The organism is Pseudomonas capsici (genome assembly GCF_017165765.1).
In the GTDB taxonomy this organism is placed as follows: Bacteria; Pseudomonadota; Gammaproteobacteria; order Pseudomonadales; family Pseudomonadaceae; genus Aquipseudomonas; species Aquipseudomonas capsici.
Window position 1 is genome coordinate 395,185 of record NZ_JAFGZD010000003.1, and the last position, 18,331, is coordinate 413,515.

17 protein-coding genes and 1 pseudogene are annotated in these 18,331 nt (G+C 53.9%); 13 read left to right on the forward strand and 5 right to left on the reverse strand.

The annotated features are described in order from the left end of the window. The first annotated feature begins 163 nt into the window (after positions 1-163). The 5 genes from JSY17_RS06450 (at position 164) to JSY17_RS06470 (ending at position 5,374) form a co-directional block, all read left to right on the forward strand. Positions 164-670: a sigma-70 family RNA polymerase sigma factor gene (locus JSY17_RS06450; protein ID WP_236249673.1), complete on the forward strand. Its 507-nt coding sequence runs from the start codon at positions 164-166 to the stop codon at positions 668-670. Beyond that, positions 670-1,602 carry a FecR domain-containing protein gene (locus JSY17_RS06455; protein ID WP_206402052.1) on the forward strand — a complete coding sequence of 311 codons (933 nt, stop codon included), beginning with the start codon at positions 670-672 and terminating at the stop codon, positions 1,600-1,602. Before JSY17_RS06450 ends, JSY17_RS06455 begins: the two co-directional genes overlap by 1 nt. Positions 1,603-1,689: 87 nt before the next feature. Continuing rightward, complete coding sequence (locus JSY17_RS06460) at positions 1,690-4,104, forward strand: TonB-dependent receptor (protein ID WP_206402053.1); 2,415 nt, start codon at positions 1,690-1,692, stop codon at positions 4,102-4,104. Positions 4,105-4,195: 91 nt separating this feature from the next. Beyond that, on the forward strand, positions 4,196-4,696 hold the full coding sequence (locus JSY17_RS06465; RefSeq protein ID WP_206402054.1) for a heme-degrading domain-containing protein: 501 nt from the start codon (positions 4,196-4,198) through the stop codon (positions 4,694-4,696). Between the two features lie 342 nt (positions 4,697-5,038). After that, positions 5,039-5,374, forward strand: a complete 336-nt coding sequence (locus tag JSY17_RS06470) for a hypothetical protein (protein WP_117166808.1) — start codon at positions 5,039-5,041, stop codon at positions 5,372-5,374. A gap of 90 nt (positions 5,375-5,464) precedes the next feature. Here JSY17_RS06470 and JSY17_RS06475 read toward each other — a convergent pair whose 3' ends face one another. Then, complete coding sequence (locus JSY17_RS06475) at positions 5,465-6,064, reverse strand: hypothetical protein (protein ID WP_117187049.1); 600 nt, start codon at positions 6,062-6,064, stop codon at positions 5,465-5,467. 251 nt (positions 6,065-6,315) lie between these two features. Here JSY17_RS06475 and JSY17_RS06480 point away from each other — a divergent pair, with 251 nt between their 5' ends. From JSY17_RS06480 to JSY17_RS06490, 3 genes are all read left to right on the forward strand, one after another. Continuing rightward, positions 6,316-6,879, forward strand: a complete 564-nt coding sequence (locus tag JSY17_RS06480) for an NADAR family protein (RefSeq protein ID WP_206402056.1) — start codon at positions 6,316-6,318, stop codon at positions 6,877-6,879. Positions 6,880-7,073: 194 nt separating this feature from the next. Further along, entirely contained in the window at positions 7,074-7,631 is a 558-nt protein-coding gene (locus tag JSY17_RS06485) for a TetR/AcrR family transcriptional regulator (protein ID WP_420908019.1), read from the forward strand. Between the two features lie 280 nt (positions 7,632-7,911). After that, positions 7,912-8,388, forward strand: a complete 477-nt coding sequence (locus JSY17_RS06490; protein ID WP_117166641.1) for a nuclear transport factor 2 family protein — start codon at positions 7,912-7,914, stop codon at positions 8,386-8,388. An 880-nt stretch (positions 8,389-9,268) separates the two neighbouring features. Here the strand turns inward: JSY17_RS06490 and JSY17_RS06495 are convergent. Beyond that, positions 9,269-9,508, reverse strand: coding sequence for a DUF6124 family protein (locus JSY17_RS06495; protein WP_117166640.1), 240 nt, complete (start codon positions 9,506-9,508; stop codon positions 9,269-9,271). Between the two features lie 617 nt (positions 9,509-10,125). On the opposite strand from JSY17_RS06495, the gene JSY17_RS06500 reads away from it, so the two are divergent. Continuing rightward, positions 10,126-10,308, forward strand: coding sequence for a hypothetical protein (locus tag JSY17_RS06500; RefSeq protein WP_117181249.1), 183 nt, complete (start codon positions 10,126-10,128; stop codon positions 10,306-10,308). A gap of 135 nt (positions 10,309-10,443) precedes the next feature. Here the strand turns inward: JSY17_RS06500 and JSY17_RS06505 are convergent, their stop codons facing one another. Next, on the reverse strand, positions 10,444-11,040 hold the full coding sequence (locus tag JSY17_RS06505; RefSeq protein ID WP_117181251.1) for an NADPH-dependent FMN reductase: 597 nt from the start codon (positions 11,038-11,040) through the stop codon (positions 10,444-10,446). Further along, positions 11,037-11,891: a sterol desaturase family protein gene (locus tag JSY17_RS06510; RefSeq protein WP_206402067.1), complete on the reverse strand. Its 855-nt coding sequence runs from the start codon at positions 11,889-11,891 to the stop codon at positions 11,037-11,039. Before JSY17_RS06510 ends, JSY17_RS06505 begins: the two co-directional genes overlap by 4 nt. A gap of 67 nt (positions 11,892-11,958) precedes the next feature. Between JSY17_RS06510 and JSY17_RS06515 the strand changes: the two genes are divergently transcribed. After that, on the forward strand, positions 11,959-12,936 hold the full coding sequence (locus tag JSY17_RS06515) for an AraC family transcriptional regulator ligand-binding domain-containing protein (RefSeq protein WP_200976473.1): 978 nt from the start codon (positions 11,959-11,961) through the stop codon (positions 12,934-12,936). A gap of 24 nt (positions 12,937-12,960) precedes the next feature. On the opposite strand, the gene JSY17_RS25960 is transcribed toward JSY17_RS06515, so the two are convergent. Further along, positions 12,961-13,233, reverse strand: a complete 273-nt coding sequence (locus JSY17_RS25960) for a DUF6966 domain-containing protein (protein ID WP_408636085.1) — start codon at positions 13,231-13,233, stop codon at positions 12,961-12,963. Positions 13,234-13,314: 81 nt separating this feature from the next. Between JSY17_RS25960 and JSY17_RS06520 the strand changes: the two genes are divergently transcribed. The 3 genes and pseudogenes from JSY17_RS06520 (at position 13,315) to JSY17_RS06530 (ending at position 18,304) form a co-directional block, all read left to right on the forward strand. Beyond that, a complete protein-coding gene (locus JSY17_RS06520) occupies positions 13,315-15,057 on the forward strand; it encodes an ATP-binding protein (protein WP_206402058.1) in 1,743 nt (580 codons plus the stop codon). Between the two features lie 296 nt (positions 15,058-15,353). After that, a pseudogene (locus tag JSY17_RS06525) lies at positions 15,354-16,173 on the forward strand (IS5 family transposase). A gap of 376 nt (positions 16,174-16,549) precedes the next feature. Next, the gene (locus JSY17_RS06530) at positions 16,550-18,304 is read left to right on the forward strand and encodes an NACHT domain-containing protein (RefSeq protein WP_206402059.1); all 1,755 of its coding nucleotides are present in this window, start codon (positions 16,550-16,552) and stop codon (positions 18,302-18,304) included. Positions 18,305-18,331: the final 27 nt, after the last annotated feature.

Below are 18,331 nucleotides of genomic sequence, written 5' to 3' on the forward strand. Positions count from 1 at the left end.
TCGTCCAGGCACCCCACACGTTAATACTTTGAGTGCGCTCTAAGTCAAGGGGCTTGCTGAAAGGTATTTCTGCTGTCTGTACGCTGAGGTTCAGCTCCACGCACCCGCATTGATATGAGAATCATTATCAATTATTATCGCCGCTTCTTTGGGGAGGCAAGTCGTGAGCGAGGACCGTATAGGGCTTCTCTATGCAGAGCACAACAACTGGCTGACGGGCTGGCTTTATCGCCGTCTGGGCTGCACCAGTCAGGCGGCGGATCTGGCGCAGGATACTTTCCTGCGTATCCTCACTTCACAGCGTAAAACCGGCGAAACCCTGACTCTGGACCGTCCACGTGCCTATCTGGCGACTGTGGGCCAACGGCTGGTTTGCGACTATTTTCGGCGCCAGTCCCTGGAGCGGGCTTATCTCGACATGCTCGCCCTGATGCCCGAGGCTTTTGCCCTGTCGCCGGAAGAGCAATGGCAGATGCGCGAAACGCTGTTCCAGCTTGACGCCTTGCTCGACCGCCTGAAGCCTGTCGTGCGTGCAGTATTTCTGCTGGCGCAGATCGATGGCCTGACCTATATGCAGATCGCCCGCGAGTTGGGTATTGGCGAGCGTACGGTCAAGCGCCATATGGCCACTGCCTTTGAAGCCTGCATCCTGAGCGACGTGACGTTTTAATGTCCGCACAGGCTCCGATCAGTCGGGACGTCGCACGCCAGGCCGCCCACTGGCTTGTACTGATGCATGAGCAGCCACTGAGCCCCGCGCAACAGCAGGCCTGTGCGCGCTGGCGTGCGGCCGACCCCGAGCATGAACGCGCCTGGCAGCGCGTGCAGCATGTGCAACAGCAACTGGGTGGTCTGCCGCCATCTATTGCCATGGGCACTCTCAATCGTGAGCGACGCCAGGTCTTGAAGACGCTGCTGGTCTTGGCCGCCATTGCCCCCGCGGGTTACCTTGGCTATCGCTTTGGCTCCGGGCAGGGCTGGATGGCCGACTACCGAACCCGCACAGGCGAACGGCAGCAACTGACACTCGCCGATGGAAGCGTGGTCGACCTGAACACCGACAGCGCCATCGATGTTCGATTCGATGCCGGGCAGCGGTTGATCCGTCTGGTGCGTGGGGAGATATTGATCCGCACCGGCGTCGATGCCCGTCCCCTGCGAGTGGTCAGCGCACAAGGGGCCATGGAACCCTTGGGAACGCGCTTCAGCGTGCGCCAGTTCAGTGGCACCACACAACTTGCGGTGCTCCAGGGCCGGGTTCGGGCCACGCCCGAGCAGGCAGCGTCACAGGTCGTGGAGGCCGGAGAAAAACGGTCTTTCAGCGCAGATGCCTTTGGCCCTTTACGCCCGGCCAGCGAGCTGGCTACCCGCTGGACACAAGGCGAACTGGTGGCCGAGAACATGCCGCTGGGCGATTTTCTCCAGGAGCTGACCCGTTATCGACCCGGCCGGCTGCACTGTGACGAAAGCGCATCGGCCTTGCGTATCAGCGGTGGCTTTCAGCTCGACAACAGCGACGCGATCCTCGCCGCGCTGCCGGTCACGCTCCCGGTTACGGTGAGCTATCGAACCCGATATTGGGTGACAGTGAGCAAGGCGTGATTTTTCGAACAGTCTTTTTTGGCCCGTTTTTCTGCGGCACTCGTCCTTGGTTGTGAATCTGTAAATCACCAAAGGACATTTTGCTCCATGGCTCATCTTCGTATCCCGTGTGCAAGCACACGCAACAGGCTCGCTTTGTCATTGCTGACCCTGGCTCTGGCCACCCAGCCGCTGTGTGCTCTGGCAGACGGAGCGACCCGGCATTACAGCGTCCAGGCAGCGAGCCTGTCCCAGGCGCTTGCCGGCTTCAGCTCGCAGGCGAAAATCACTGTGCAGTTCGTTCCGGCCCTGACTCAGGGCTTGAACTCACCGGGATTGGAAGGTGACTACAGCGCGGAGCAGGGCCTTGCAAGACTGCTGGCCGGCTCCGGGCTTGAGGCGGTGCAGTTGGGGGATCGGGTTTATGGGCTGGTCAAAGTCAGTACCGAGGCCGGTACGCTGACCATGCCGAATGTCGATATCAATGCCAGCAGCGCCGCCTTGCAAGGCTCGGAAGCGGCGGGTTATGTCAGCGACAGCATCAACAATGTCGGTGCTCTGGGCGGGATGAAGTTGCAGGACACGCCTTATTCCATGAGCGTGACGTCTCAGGCGCTGCTCAAGAACATCCAGGCCACTTCCCTCGACGATGTGTTCAAACGCAATCCCTTTACCCAGCTTTACTCCCCCAAGAGCGCCGGTTACGCCAGCGCTGTCAACGTTCGAGGTTTCAGCAGTTCCGCCAGCCTGAACATCGCCAACGACGGCCTGCGTTTCAGCACACTCGCCGATGCGGGCAACTTCATCGAAGACACCGAACAACTGGAAGTGATCACCGGCCTCACAGGCTTTCTGTATGGCCCGGCGTCTCCCGGCGGCCTGGCCAACTACGTGCTCAAGCGTCCGACCTACCAGCGCTACAACAGCGTCACTCTGGGTAATGCCGGTGGCGAGAACTATTACCTGCATGGCGACTTCGGCGGCCCGATCGACAGCGAAGGCAAGTTTGCGTACCGACTCAACCTGCTGACTCAGGATGGCGAAACTGCAATCGACCTGCAGAAGCGTCGTCGGCAGATGATCAGCCTGGCACTGGACTGGAACATCAGCGACGACCTGCAGGTGCAATTTGACGCTTCCCATAAAGAAAGCCAGACCCGCGGCCTGACCAGTTACTGGTTCTTCGCCAATCAGGCTTTCCGGCCCAGTGCCTCATCACTGGATACCGACAAGCTCTACAGCCAGAGATGGGGGTTCGCCGACAACCAGACCGACAAGGCGGGTGTGCGGGTCAAATGGCGTCTGAATGACAGGTTCAGCCTGCGTGCGGCGGTTGCTGCACAGCAATACACCCAGGAATACACCTACACTGGCCCGCAGATCGATGCGCCGGGTGTGTACACCCAGCCTTTGTATGCGTTTGCGCCCCTTGAAACCCGGGAGTACTCAGGCTATCTGTTCCTTGATTCGCAGTTCGCGACAGGCACCCTCGATCACAAACTGACGCTGGGCTATCAGGGCAATACCGCACGCACCCTGATGCACGAGGACCATATCCCGAGCCAGCAATACAGCTCGGTCACCGGCCCGGCCGTGTCGCTCGACGAACAACCGCAAGTGAGCAGGCCGGGTTACTCCATCGGTCACGGCGCACAGCACCTCTCCAGCACCAGCGACACCCACAACCTGTTGATCGGCGACATCATCACCTTCAACGAACAGTGGTCGACGATCCTCGGCGTCACCCACACCCGGATCCAGACCTACAACAACGATTTCGTCAATTCCGCCATCCCGCGCAAAACCGAATATGACGAAAGCACCACCTCACCCAGCGTATCGCTGATTTACAAACCCGTGCCCTGGCTGACCACCTACGCCACCTACATCGAAGGACTGCAAAGCGGCGGCATAGCACCCTCGCGAGCAATCAACTCGGGCACTGGCCTGGCACCACAGATCAGCAAACAATACGAAATCGGCGCCAAGGCCAGCATCGGCGACACATTGATCACTCTGGCAGCCTTCAACATCGACAAGCCCAACGCCTACACCAACAGCGCCCGGGTCTACGTCCAGGACGGCCGTCAGGAAAACAATGGGCTGGAATTCAGCGTTACCGGCAAGGTCACCCCGCAACTGACGCTGGTCAGCGGTTTGACTCTGCTCGACCCCAAAGTGAAAAAAGGTGCCGTAGCGGCCAACGACGGCAACACCCCCATCAACGTGGCCAAGCAACTGGCCAAGGTCTATGCCGAATACGACATGGCCTCCGTACCAGGCTTTGCAGTGACCGGCGGCGCGTTCTACACCGGCAGGCAATACACGGACGAAGCCAACAACTACAACCTGCCATCCTTCACCACCTTCGACGCCGGTGTCCGCTATCGCCTGGCGCTGGGCGAGAATGACCTGACCCTGCGCATGAACGTGAGCAACCTGACCGACAAGAAGTACTGGCTCAACAGCAGCTATCTGGGGGATCCGCGGACTGTGGCTTTTTCGGCGCAGTTGGAGTTTTGATGGTCCTGCAATCACTGGATGAGTGTTGTATCGTTGCCCGCATATCTCAAAGCGAGTCTTTCGCAGACGTCAGAATAACGGACTTATATCGATGAATATTGAGCGACAGGAAGATCTGCAGCGTATCGCGGTTCAGGAACAGGTGCTCCAGTTCAAGGCGTTCGATAACGCTGCTGCGTGGGCACTTGGGCTCAGGCTGAAGACCCTGTGCGAAGAGGCGGGGGTGGGTACGACGATTGAAATCAGACTTGCTCGCGAGACGGTGTTTTTCTACGCAATGCCCGGAACCGCTGCATGCAATGCTGACTGGGCTCGCCGGAAAAGGAATGTGGTGGAGTTGATGGGGCAGAGTTCTTATCGAGTGGGCCTGTCATTTGAAAACGGCAACTCGCTGGAGGCTTCCATGGCTCTCCCTCCACGCGACTATGCATGCCACGGAGGCAGCTTCCCCTTACAGGTCGAAGGTGTTGGATTCATAGGCGTCGTGACTGTGTCGGGTCTGCCTCATCAGAGGCAGGATCATGCGCTGGTGGTGCAGGTGCTTGCCGAGATGTGTGGGATCAAGCTTTCAGAGGTGGCTCTGGCACCGTAAACCGAGGCTTCTTGCAGCAGGCTGGCGAAATCACTTCGTGGGAGGCAGCTTGCTGGCGACTTCAGCGTACCGACGCAGAATATCTGTCGGTTCAGAAGACATTCTCGCCTCGCTCGCTCGTGCAGCACGAGTTTTAAGTGCGTGATTTTTTCACTGGTATCTCTGAAATACCTCTAATTCTGCCTTAATAATCGGTAACTCTACCAAGAAGCCGATGCATATTAATAAGGGAACGGCGTAAGTTCGGGCATGTGTGTAAAAAAATGTCAAAAATTTGAGCACTTCAGGTAGAGTGGCGCCGCCCGAAAATTGGATTCGGGTTATATGCCATGGGGAAACATCGTGAAGTCCTTTAGTAAAGTCATCGCTTCTGCAGTATGTGGTCTGGTTCTGGCGGGTTGCACCGGCACTGCCATGAAGACTCAGCAATACGATAGCAACCAGTACACCGTCGTTGGTCACAGTGAAGCAAGTGCTACTGGCCTGATGCTTTTCGGTCTGATCCCTATTCGTCAGAACGATCGTTTTGTTCGCGCTCAAAAGTCTGCAATCCAGGCAAAAGGCGGAGATGCGCTGATCAATACTCAGGTGCAGGAAAAATGGTTCTGGGCCTGGGTCCTGAACGGCTACACCACCACCGTATCCGGCGATGTTATCAAGCTGAAAACTGCTAATTAATCAGCGCTCGGCATGAGAAAGCCCGGTTCGCCGGGCTTTTTTTTTCAAGTAATCGTTTTCGGTCCGATGGGGGCGTTCAATTCTACAAAATCAGTTAATGTCCATGCCGGGATAACGATCCGGAGATGGCCGGTAATTCGAATCCTCGAATCTACTATCGTTGTAATACGTTTTGCTCCTCGGGCTTCCATCTTTGTACGTCACATCCGTATTAGGCATGAGATGCCATGTGCCGTCTTTGTCGCGCTCAATCAGCGAAGAATACGCCTTGCAAGTGCCGGTGATACCCGATGTCATGCTGAATTGGTAATAGCGCCCGGCCTGTGGTGTGAATTGCGCTGTGACGTAGCAGTGCCGGGTACGTGAACCCTCCCACATCATGAACACATGAGTTTCGATACCAGGCCGGATCCGGCTTTCATAGTAGTCCCACGTCAGATCCTGCCCTGCTTTGGGCATGCCCATATCCTGCGTATGGATGATCGGGAAAATACTTGTCCGTATGACGCCTCCTGAACGCACACCGTTTTCGTATTGGTATATAGCGGCATGCTGAGTGAAGTCGACGATACGGATCCAGGCGGGGTTCGGCTCGTTTTCAGGTGCGGTGAAGTAATCGGTATGAGGTAAATACTGACAGCCTGTAAACAACGGCAAGATCAGCAAACAGCATGTACGGCGGATAGGCATAGAGCGCGTCCCTGGCTGAGTTGATCTACAGACCTCAGTAACAGGAATGCATTCCGTAGCGGGCCTGAACATTTTCTTTTGGTTGCTGGCAGTAATCGGCCAAAAGATGAGCGAATGCGCCATATATCAAATTCGATATAGGCCAACGCTGCATAGCCTGAGCTTGTCAGCCGAAGACCTGCCAGGCTTCGTGGTTGCCTTGACCAGCACTGTAGCTGTAACTTCGATCCTCACTTAGCGAGGGTATCTGATTGAACGACTCTGAACATCTGAAAGCACTGTGCGCCCGTTTCAACTCGGGAGAGCATCTGAGCTTTACGTTTTTCTGGGGACACCAGCGTAACAAAGCTGCCGTCACGGCTTCGTGCTTCAGCCAATGGTTCGAGGCCGGGTTTAATGTCGAGGGTCAACATTACCCGACGGCCGAACACTTCATGATGGCCGAGAAAGCGGCCTTGTTCGACGATCACGAAATTCGTGCGCAGGTTTTCCACGCTCCAACTCCCGATGCTGCCAAAGCACTTGGCCGCAAGGTGCGCGGATTTAATGACAAGGTTTGGCTGCAACACCGATACGATATCGTCGTTAGAGCGAACCAGGCCAAGTTCTCTCAGAATCCGCAGTTAAACGAATATCTTCTACAAACCGGTTCGCGCATTATTGTCGAAGCCAGCCCGGTTGATAGCATCTGGGGTATAGGGCTCGCCCAGGACAACGGGGATGCGAACAATCCAAATCTGTGGAAAGGCTTGAATCTACTGGGATTTGCGCTGATGCAGGTGCGGGACGGTGCCAGTATGCCAGCCCCAGGGTAGTGACCTGACTCACGAAAAATGCACAAGCCTTGGCCAACGCCAGGGCTTCTTGCGTGCGGCTGCTTTTGCTCATCCGTAGAACAGCCTTCCGATGGCACGGCTCGCCGCGTCCTTGAGCTTGACGACCTCAGTCGCTCATAGAAATTTTCCGATTGGTGCTTGACCGGGGAGAACGATCGTTCTACATTGAGTCCATGGAGACGCAAATGACAGATACTCGAGAAAAGATTATTACGACCGCCGAGCAACTTATTTATCAGAACGGCATTCATGCGACAGGCATGGACCTTTTGGTGAAAACCTCGGGCGTAGCTCGTAAAAGCATTTATCGCTATTTCGCGACCAAAGATGAAGTGGCGGCAGCAGCGTTGAACGCACGAGATATTCGCTGGATGCAGTGGTTCAGAACGGAGTGTGATAAAGCGGATACTCCGCAAGACCGTATCCTCAATATCTTTGCGGTGCTTAAGGGATGGTTCGAGTCAGACGGATTTCGAGGTTGTGCGTTCATTAACACAGCCGGAGAGGTTGGAGATCCCGATGACCCTATTCGTCATATCGCCAGGCTGCATAAGCAGAAGTTACTGGATTACACGCTCGAACTGACCGAGCAGTTGAATGCGGAGCAACCATCTGTTCTGGCGAGACAATTGCTGATACTGATCGAAGGTGCCATTACGATGGCACGCGTGATGGGCGATTACAGTGCCGTCGACGACGCAAGGGAAGTTGCACGGTTATTGATTAAATAGGCATCGTTTGAAAAGTTGACTTTCTGGCACGTCGCAAGACGTGCGATTTAAAAGATGACGTTAACGCTTATTGTTCCGCGTGGCTGCCCTGCACCCGTTCGAACAGGCTGGATCATCTCAGATCTTTTATATAAATGGCGATTATCGTGATGCGTTGATTTTGCGACGATAATCGTTGAAAGAAAGTTGTACTGCTCTTGTTTGAAGAGGCCTATTTACAGGCGCTTTAGTTCCAAAAAGTTAAATAAACGATACATCCAATTATCCTGGAGGCACTACCATGTCCAATGCACAAACTCGCCCGCCACTTCCTCCGTTCACTCGTGAAACGGCAATCGAGAAAGTCCGACTCGCTGAAGATGGCTGGAACAGCCGCGATCCCGAAAAGGTCTCACTTGCCTATACGCTGGATACCAAATGGCGTAACCGCGCCGAATTTGCTACCAACCGCGAAGAAGCCAAAGGTTTTCTCTCTCGCAAATGGAAAAAAGAGCTTGATTACCGCCTGATCAAAGAGCTTTGGGCCTTCACCGACAATCGCATTGCCGTACGTTACGCCTACGAGTGGCATGATGATTCAGGTAACTGGTTCCGCTCTTACGGCAACGAAAACTGGGAATTCGAAGCGGATGGCCTGATGCACCGTCGATTCGCCTGCGTAAACGACATGCCCATCAAAGAGAGCGAGCGCAAGTTCCACTGGCCTCTGGGACGCCGCCCGGATGACCACCCAAGTCTGTCGGACCTCGGTCTGTAATACCTCCCCAGACCTGATCCTTTCGTTGAAGGGGATCAGGTCTTTGGGTGACCAGCGCTATAAATGATTTCCTGAACAAAGCCCTCAAGTCCGTAACGCATACACTCTCCCCAACGTGTGATTCTCTCCCCTCAGGCGAGATACCTCGACCTGCTCACGTGCAAGACTTTCAAGGTCATTACCGAAATCACCTTCAGATAAGCGTCCTGAACAGAACGCCTCCATGTTGGTGACTGCCAGGCTTTGGGCATGGCATCGGGCCGTACCTCATGAAACGCAATATCCTGTCATTGCCCGATCTCATCCGGCTCTTCTGCATGCCAACGATCCTCATCGTTATTTTCGCGAGAAGGTCGCAGGTCTCAATCCATGCGTCTGTTTTCGGAAACCTCGCACATTACTTGCTCTACAGATCAGCACTGGCGAGGTAGGCGAGAGGTGGGTAATTTCCAGGCTCCGTTCTGAGAAAGGATTACATGCATTTTTGGTCATCAATGTTTCCGCGATCTCGGCAGCTTTGGTCTGCTGCGGTTATTGCTGATTCATGAGGGGAGGTCGCTGATCAAGGCACCTGAGCATCCGCCCGGGTGTCGTCAGCCAAGGATGAGGATTCAAGGTGAGAGTCGGGCTGCTGACTTTGCGTTCTGAGCCGATGTGAGAGTGACAGAAGTGCCGCGATGCCCCCCGTCTCTGGCACCGAGCAATCGAGCGCCAGATTATGGGCGCTGGGGTGGATGAATGGCTGCTGTGCAGTGGCCCTTGTTGGGGGAACGGATGAAGTCGGATTCCCGGTAGAGTTAATGCTCACCAGTAGAACAGCTTTCCGACGGTTGGGAGGTTGTCGGAAAGCCGCTCATTGGCAGCAAGGCGCCATTCGGCGTCAGCGCACTTCAACTCCGTTCAACGAACGATCAACCACGGTCTTGGCCAGTTCCACCAGATGCACAACGGAAAGTGCCAGATGTCGTTGCGTGCCACTCAAATGGTCGCTGCTTTCATAGGCAGTGGCGGCAGCGCAACTGAGCAGTTCCGAGGCATAGCACAGGGATTGTTCAAGCGTGGTGTTCGGGCTGGAAAGGGAAGGGTGGTCAAGGGGTAAAGCGGGTTCGGCATTGAGCATGTTGGAGATTCCTAACGCTATGGGAATGCTGTCTCCTGTCGCGACTAAACGAAGGTGGCAGCCGTGCACAGGTTAGTCGACCGGGCGTTAGGATCCGGCGCACCCGAAGGTGCCCTGGGCACGGCCACCATAAAGTGCAGACGAAAAAAATCATCTGACTCTGGTGACGCCATGCGCCTAACACAATTGGGCGACTAAACCCGATCACTGCTATGCAGCGACCGGCGCACATTAGTAGCCTGAATGCGGGGGCGCAAGGGGGTAGGATTTTCTAGGAAATTTCGTTCGAGAGAAAGGGAAAAGTCGTGCGGGTTTGTGGTGGGTGAGTCCGGATCGGCAGCCTTTTTTCGTGGAACATGTAGTGTCTCTTCAGGACGAGTAATAGCTCACTTGTACTATTGATACAGCTGGCTCTGCGTAATCAAATGGGCTTGAGGAGCATGCTCCGCTGAATCAACGTTGTTTCAGTAGTAATCACTCCTCCGCTGTCTTTATTCAGATGCAGTTCGATAAAGCAAAAAGTGGCAGCTCTGCCACAGGAGTTGCGGCTGGTTTTGACAAGCGCCGCTCCTTCACCTGCTAGACCGCACAGCAACCGAGTGATAGAGGAAGTTTCCATGAAAAACAGACTGAAGAAAGCACGTTTGACAATTGGAGCGGCGCTCGCCCTTTCCGTAGGGCTCGCGTTCAGCGGCACCGCAAGTGCCTTTACTTTCGAGCACGGCTGGAGTTGCCAGAACAAGTGGTACCAAATGGGGCTCATCGAGTTGATTGCTTGTGGAGGTGGCGGTGATGGTTGATCTGCCAGGGGATTTTTGTACTTGTTGAAATGTATGAAAAGCCTTGGCCAAACAATAAGCGGGGCGTTGTGATACATGCAACGCCCTCGCGGAACGAATGCGCCGCGCCCATAAAACGCTACGTCCGCCAAGCGATCACATTCCGTTAGCAAAATCCGTATTGTCCATGGCAATCAGCCCGCGCAGAGGCTGCATTGCTTGCGCATAGTGACCGAGTATTTGCAGGGTCCAGTCGGCACGCTGACGGATACGTAAATCGTCGGCGGTCTGTGCTTCGCCGGCATTCATCACACCTTCCACTTGCCGCACGATAAGGTGCTCGGGCAGGTAGCACACGCGGTTGTTTTTGTAGCTGGAGGCGCGCAGCTCGCTAAGCGGGTACGCGCCGCCTTGGCCAGATGAAATGCTCACCAGCAGTGCTGGCTTATGGCCGACTTCTTTGTAGCTGGCATACATAAACAGATTTTTAATTGCCGGTGCCGCCATGCCGTGCCATTCAGGTGCAAGCACTACCACGGCGTCTGCTTCGCGCAGCACTTCAGCATGGTCGGCCCATATTCCTCTGAGGTCTTCACCCGGCCACAGCGGCAGGGGCGATCGTGCTAGATCGATGATGTGCGGGGCCGTGCAGATATCCAGCGCTTTCAAGCGCTGGCCAAGATAGAGAGCGACCTTGGCAGTTTGGCTATTCGTACGACTGGAGCCGGCTATCAGGACAACGTTCACGTTCATTGGGCTAACTCGTTTTCAGGCTTTTGCTGGAGATCAGGTTTGTCGCTGCGCACGACTGGCCAGAACAATTCTTCCTGCCAATTCACCGGGTTCATATCTTCGATACCGAAGGCCTGCGGACGACGGCGGGTGATTTTGGCGGTGCCGAAAATGACGTCCCAGAAAAACAAAAGATTGCCGAAGTTGCCCTTGTAATGGGTGATGCCATCGATGGCGTTGAGGCCGTGATGGGCCGAGTGAGTCGAGGGTGTGGAGATAGTGCGTTCCAGCACCCACATCAGTGGGCGCAGCGCTTTGATCTGGTACAGCCTGGCATCCCAAGGCACGCTGCTGTGGGCACCGAAAATCACCAGCATCTTGACGATCAAATAGGGGTAGTAGATATGCGCCAGGCCCATATAGATCAGGATGCCAGCGAACCACAGACCCGGCATCAGCAGATAGTAGAAGCTGTTGTTGCGGTAAACGATGCGAATGCTCATGTACGGTGCCGAGTGATGCGCGCGGTGCAGGGCATAGAGGAATGGTACGCGGTGGGTAAGACGATGCCACCAGTATTGAGTCATATCATCGAATATCAGGAACAAGCCCAGTCCTGCCCACCATGGCAGGTTGATCAGACTGTCTTTCGCTTGCGGGGCGGCATGCTCGAGCAGGGTGTTGGTGATGAGCATCACTAGCGGAAAGGTGAAGCCTAGCAACAGGCTGGAACCGATGATTTCAATCATCACATCACGGCGGCCACCGGCCGGTTGGCGAAAGCACGCGCAAGCAAGCTCCAGCACAATAAAACCGAAGAAAATGGCGGAGACTACGGCGATAGGGCTATTGGCGATCATTGTTATATCCATGGCAATCTCTCGTTCGGGCCGATAGGCTAATGCCCGACTATGAGAAACCATGACTACAACTAACGATATGCGCGAACAGGACAGAAGCCTGGGAGAACTGGCCAATCCCCAGCCCGTTGCAAAACAACAGCTTGTCCAGCGCTTTCACCGTGGCCCCATGGGCAATGTGCTGCAACGCTACATCAACAGCCATTCACGCCAGGGGCAGGCCGATTACAGCGCATTGGCGTTGGAGCAACTCTGGGCAGAAGCCGCTCGACACGATCCGGCCATCGGCCTGCACCTCTTTGCTGCCTTTACTCCTCAGGACTGGCACGTAATCGCCCTGGTAGGCCAATACTGCAACAACGTGCAAGATGCGATGGAGAACTGGGCGCGCTATGCCGGCCTGGCTTCGGATATGGACGTGGTGAGTATTCTCCAGGACGCCAATGGCATCGGCGTTGAGCTGAATATCGATGCTCCGATCAACCTGGTGCGTTATCTCACCGAACACTATTTCGTCATGGCTCTGACAGTGTGCAACCAGGGTTCAGGCCATACCATCGTGCCTGCGCGCGTGCAGCTGGCCTACCCAAAACCTGATTATCACAGTGAGTACCGTGCATATTTTGGAGGCAATGTAAGCTTCGAATGCGCGCACACGCGGATGTACTTCGATAGTGCCAGTTTAAGCATACCGATGCGCAATCGGCATGCAGGCATGCTGGCCGTGCTGAAACAGGAACTGGATCGATGCGTTGCCCGGCAACAGCGTCTGGCTGGCTGGTCGGCGAAGGTAGCGCAGAGCATTCGCCACAACCTGGCAAACGGCCAGGTGCCCACTCTCGATAGTCAGGCTGAGCTACTGCACCAAAGTCCTCGTACCCTGCGACGGCGTTTGGAAGATGAAGGCGTCAGCTTTCGTCAATTGCTGGATCTGGTACGCGCTGATATCGAACAGTATCTGGAGCTGCAAGGTGAAAGCCGGACTGATATTGCGAGCCAGCTTGGTTATAGCGATCTGACCGCATACCTCCATGCGCGTAAGCGATGGCAGTCGTAGCCAGTCGTGCCATAATCCCTGGATCTAACCAACCTCCCCCAAAAGCCGATAAACCTCATCCCGCAATCCATAAAACCTCTGATTCAACTCCCCATGCCACGACTTCCAGCACAAAGCACCATTCCTGTAACTCTGCCCCAGCACAAGATCATTGAAGGACCCCATACCGCCGTAGGCCGATCGAAGTCTGGTCATTCCTGATGGATCGGCGTCGGCCAATCGTGCGCGGGCATCGCGCATCCATTGGCTCCAGTGTTCTTCTCCTGTAGTAATCGGCCCATGGGGGGCATCAGTCATCTTAAAACGCGATCAAAAGGCAGTGACAGACTCTACTTAGTGATATTAAATTGATATTCATTGATTGGATCCAGGTGAGTCATGGAGCAAGCCAATTTTCAGGTCGATGCGCGCCTAGCGACATTACTGGGTCAGGGGTATTCGTCGACAGAGAAAGCTCTCAAAGAGCTGGTGGACAACGCGTGGGATGCCGATGCAGAAGAAGTTGTCATCTTTCTACCGGAGCCCTTGAGCGATCAACCTATCGTTGTCAGCGACAATGGCAATGGCATGACTGTTATCGAGCTGAAATCTCAGTACATGAAGATCGCATCCGACTGCCGCCTCAGACGAGGAGAGCGGACTCTCGGAAAGCAGAGAGTCATCAAAGGTCGAAAGGGTATCGGCAAATTTGCGGGCCTGATGGCTGCATCGGTGATGACCTTGAGTACTCGTGCTCGTGGCCAGTCCGCGTCATTTACGTTGAGCGTCGACAATCTCCAGCAGGCTTCTGACATCGAGCACCTTCCAATCGAGATAGCTTTGTCCAACTGTGGTGAGGGAGAGCATGGTACCTCTATTCAGCTCACGCATCTCCGGCAAGATCTGAGCTACCCGAATCCTGTCCAACTGCGACAAGAGCTGATTAAGGAATATGGTCGGCAGTCTGGATTCATCATTATTATCAATGGAAAGCCACTGGGAATTGATGATCTCGAAGGCACCTACAAGGAAGAATCCGAGACATTGCCATTCGCGGGCGACGTAGCGTTACGGTTTTCCATCAGCAACAAAAAGACAGGCTTACGACAGCCCGGCATCACGCTGCTCGTCGATGGTAAAGCCATCGGTAAACCTGGATTCTTTGGGCTGGATGGGTGTGATGACGTACCAATTAAGCTACTGCGCAAGCTTTACGGTGAGATCAGTGCTGATGGGTTGAGAGACTACATCACAGCTGGCTGGGATTCTGTGATCGAGAACAGCGAGAGCTATCAGCGGGTCGCTGAATACGTCCAGCAGACGGTGAAGGAGGCACTCCATCAATCTCATGCCCAAGAGATGCAACTCGCGCATGCTAGGTTGAAGAAAGCGTTGAACCTGAGTATGTCGAAACTCTCTGAGCACAAGCGTCAGTTTGCTGAGGAGGCCATCAAGAAGGTCCTAGACAAGTACTACGATGAGCCTGAGCACAAGGTCGAGGCAATCGCATTCGTGGTGCTTCAGGCCATTGAGCGCTCTGACTATGCAGCAGTCATCGAGCACCTGGCTGAAGCCAAGAAGGCGGATGTCGCTGCGGTTGCTGAAGCGCTGGAGCAGTTTGGCCTCGCGGATATGGCAATCTTGGTGGAACAGGCAAAAGCTCGGCTAGCGTTCCTAGATTGGCTGGAAAGCCTGGTAGAAAACAAAGCCTGCCTTGAAGCTACGGTTCACCGGGCTATCGAGAAGGCTCTCTGGGTCATTGGAGCCGAATACACTGCATTCAGCTCCAACGAAGGGCTCAGGAAACAGGTCGAGGAATATTTAGGTGTGAGGTATCAGGGGAAGTCTGGCGCTGATCGACCAGACCTCCTGCTCAACGAGAATTTGAATGGTGAGTATTTGCTTATCGAATTCAAAAGGCCTTCTCATGGCCTGAATTATGAGGATTACCAGCAAGCTACAAGATATCGGCATGAGTTTGCCAAGTACACCGCAAAGCCAATAACTGTATTGATGTTAGGCGGCCGACGCTCCACTGATTTCCCTGCACAGTATATCGAACCGAATGTGAAGCTTCTTTTATTCACAGATATCATCGCGACAGCGCGCCGACAAGTTAAGTGGCAATTGGAAAGGGTGTAGCATGGAATATCAGCTTGATAGTTAAAGGGTAGGCCTTAGAGGATATATTTTTAAAAATAAGTCGCAGTGCCTGTAGGTGTGAATGTCTATTGGTTAATATATTTGTTCAAGTTCTGTGCGTGTAAACTCAAGCCATAATTAGATATGTAAAACCTATATAAATTAGGCACTTTCTGAAATCCCAATAAATTGAAATTTGGTCCGGAACGGCCCAGGTTTTGTACAGTCGCCCACCATCTACGGAAAGGAACTTTGTGATGGCAAAGTGTTATTAACTCTCGAGTGAAGCGTGGGCAGTGGTCCCCGATCTTTTTACAGCAGTCCATGTCAGGGGCAGGCCTCGCAGCAGTGATCGCTTGATGCTCTATGGTGTGCTCTGGGTTCTCTGCTCAGGGGCAACCTGGCGAGATATGCCCGAGCGCTTCGGATCTTGGGCGGCGGTCTATCACCGCTTCCGTGTCTGGCGAAACCGCGGAGCATTCGATCAGATGCTCAGACGATTGCACCTCAAACTCAATGACAAAGGCTTGATCGCCCCCACACTTGGGATCGATTCGGCCGCTGTTCGAGCAACCTGTGCTTCATCTGGGGCGCGAAAAAGGGGCCTGACGAGCCTGCCGATCATGCTTTAGGCCTCAGTCGCAGCGGCCTGCCAACCAAAATCCATATGCTCTGCGACGCCAACGGGATACCGTTGCGCTTCCTTCTCTCTGGTGGTCAAGCCAGTGATATCAGTCATGCCCAGCCCTTGCTTGATGATGTCAGCATCCCGACAAGCCAGCGTGGCCGTCCACGCAAACGATGCAAATGGTTGCTGGATGACAAGAGCTACGACGTCGAGGCCTTGCGCCGTTACTGCGACCGATAACGGATGTAGCCAGTCATTCCGCTCCGCTCAATGAAACGCAAACCCAAGCCCAAGCCCGGCTTACCGAGTCTGTTTGAGCGTCTCAAATATCGACAGCGCAATATCATCGAGCGCATGTTCGGCTGGCTAAAAAAGAGAACCGCCGAATCGTCACGCGCTTCGACAAGCTTGCAAAAAGCTATGCTGTAATGGTCTTGCTGGTTTGTGTCATGCGGTATATGCGACGGTTTTTTTCAGATAGAGCCTAGTACTCGGCAACGACTCATTGCTCATGGGGACTTGTCTCCGATCTTTGGTTGTTCGAACGTTTTTTGCCACTTTGTAATAAAATTATATTTCTGTAGTCATTGTAGACGCTAATTTTTACGTGAGGGTAGGAGGCGGACTTAGAGAAATATCTGCATAAGACTGTTTATAGTAAGGCCTAGTCTACGTCTAGAGGCCGTGAGTGGGCAATGCGTGTATGTGGGAGAACAAGCAGGCCTGCTAGGGAGCTATGTTGCCGGAAAGGCCGACATTTGCAAGCCGTCGTAGGTATATAGGGTTACAGGGTAGTGCTTCTATGACATCATTATTTTAGTATCATGATGCATAGATAGGCTCTGGCTGAGGCTTCCGTACGATATGAGCGAATGCGCAAATTTGATAGTGCATAAAATCATTAAGAGAACTCTTTGGTACGACGCCCGGGACGGCCGGGCCAATCTGTCTCAGGATGACTTGCTAAAGCGGGCTGAGCCGCTCGTCATTCTTGGCGAAGCCGGAATGGGCAAGTCACATCTGCTTGAATGGCTTGCAATGTTTCCGGGTTATTCCCGTTGCACTGCCCGCCAGCTTATCAATCGTTATGACCCGAAGACACTTCTAGGCGACGCTCAAATTCTAGTAATTGATGCGCTTGATGAGGTAAGCAGCCAGAAAGACGGAGACGCGGTGGATCTTGTCCTACGTCAACTCGGCAAGCTCGGTTACCCTCGTTTCATTCTTTCGTGCCGGGTGGCGGATTGGCGTAGCGCAACTGGTTTAGAAGCTATCAATGAGCAGTATCCTGAAAAGCCTCTGGAGCTTCACCTTGAACCCTTCAACGAAGATGATGCAGCAACCTTTCTGAGCTCCTGGCTTGGTAGTACCGTTGCTAAAACTGTAATTGAGCATTTCGATGCTCGTGGGCTCAACGGGCTACTTGGAAACCCTCAGACTCTCGAACTAATCGCACGTATTGCTGGGGCGGGAAGGCTGCCGGAGACACGTGGCGAGCTTTTTGAGAGTGCAATTGAGGTTTTAAGAGTAGAGCATCGAGATACAAAGGCTGGTGATCAACCTGCACGGGAAATAGGTCTTGATGCCGCAGGAGCTGCATTTGCAGGACTGATCCTAACTGGTAGTGAGGCCATTGTTCGAATATCCGTTGCGAACGCCGCAGAAGGTGAATTGCAGCTCGCTGATATCTCCCGTCTCCCTGGTGGGGACAGTATGGAGACTATGTTTGGCACACGGCTTTTCAAAGCCGAAGGCGCGGACCGATTTACCTATCTTCATCGCCGGGTTGGTGAGTATTTGGGGGCTCAATGGCTAGCGAAGCAGGCCAATACCCGGGATAAGCGTAAGCGCCTTCTATCACTTTTTCATAGTCATGGGCTCGTACCTTCAAGCCTTCGCGGCATTCATGCGTGGCTCGCACTTGACCCTGCTCTTACCAAGGCTGTTATCGCTGCTGATCCTATGGGGTTGATTGAATATGGTGATGCAGGTGAACTGACGGCTGACCAAGCTCGCTCGCTAATCCATTCGCTGGAGTTGTTGGCAAAAGATAATCCTCACTTTCGCGACTGGAGATCTTGTGCGTTACGTGGTTTTGGGCGTGTAGAGCTGGTCGAGGACATACGTCGACTGATCTTGGCGCCCGATACATCCTTCGGCCTTTCCCTTCTGATGCTTGAGGCGCTCAAGGGAAATGAAATTGCGTCAGCGTTGACAGATGATCTTATGAGAATAGTGCTCAACTCTCAGGCAGTTTTTGCTTGCAGGAAAGTCGCAGGTGAGACTCTTATCGAAATAGGTGGCGAAATTGTTTGGCCGAATGTGCTCTATGAGCTGTGTTGTCATGGAGATGAGCTTTCAATTCGACTGGCAATAGAGCTTGCCGATGAAGTCGGATACAAACAGTTCGATGCCAATTTGATTGTCGATCTTGTGAGTGCTTATGCCAGAAGTGGTAGCCGTACAATTGGCGTATTGATGTATTTGGAGAAAAACCTTCCAGATGCTCAGATTCCAGATATTCTTGATCGGTTATCGATAGTTGTACGCACCATAGGCAATCGATATGGTAAGCGTCCGGCGAACTCACCTTGCGTAAGTCAGGCCGGCATCCACTGATGCGGCAGTAACTGCCCGATCTCACTG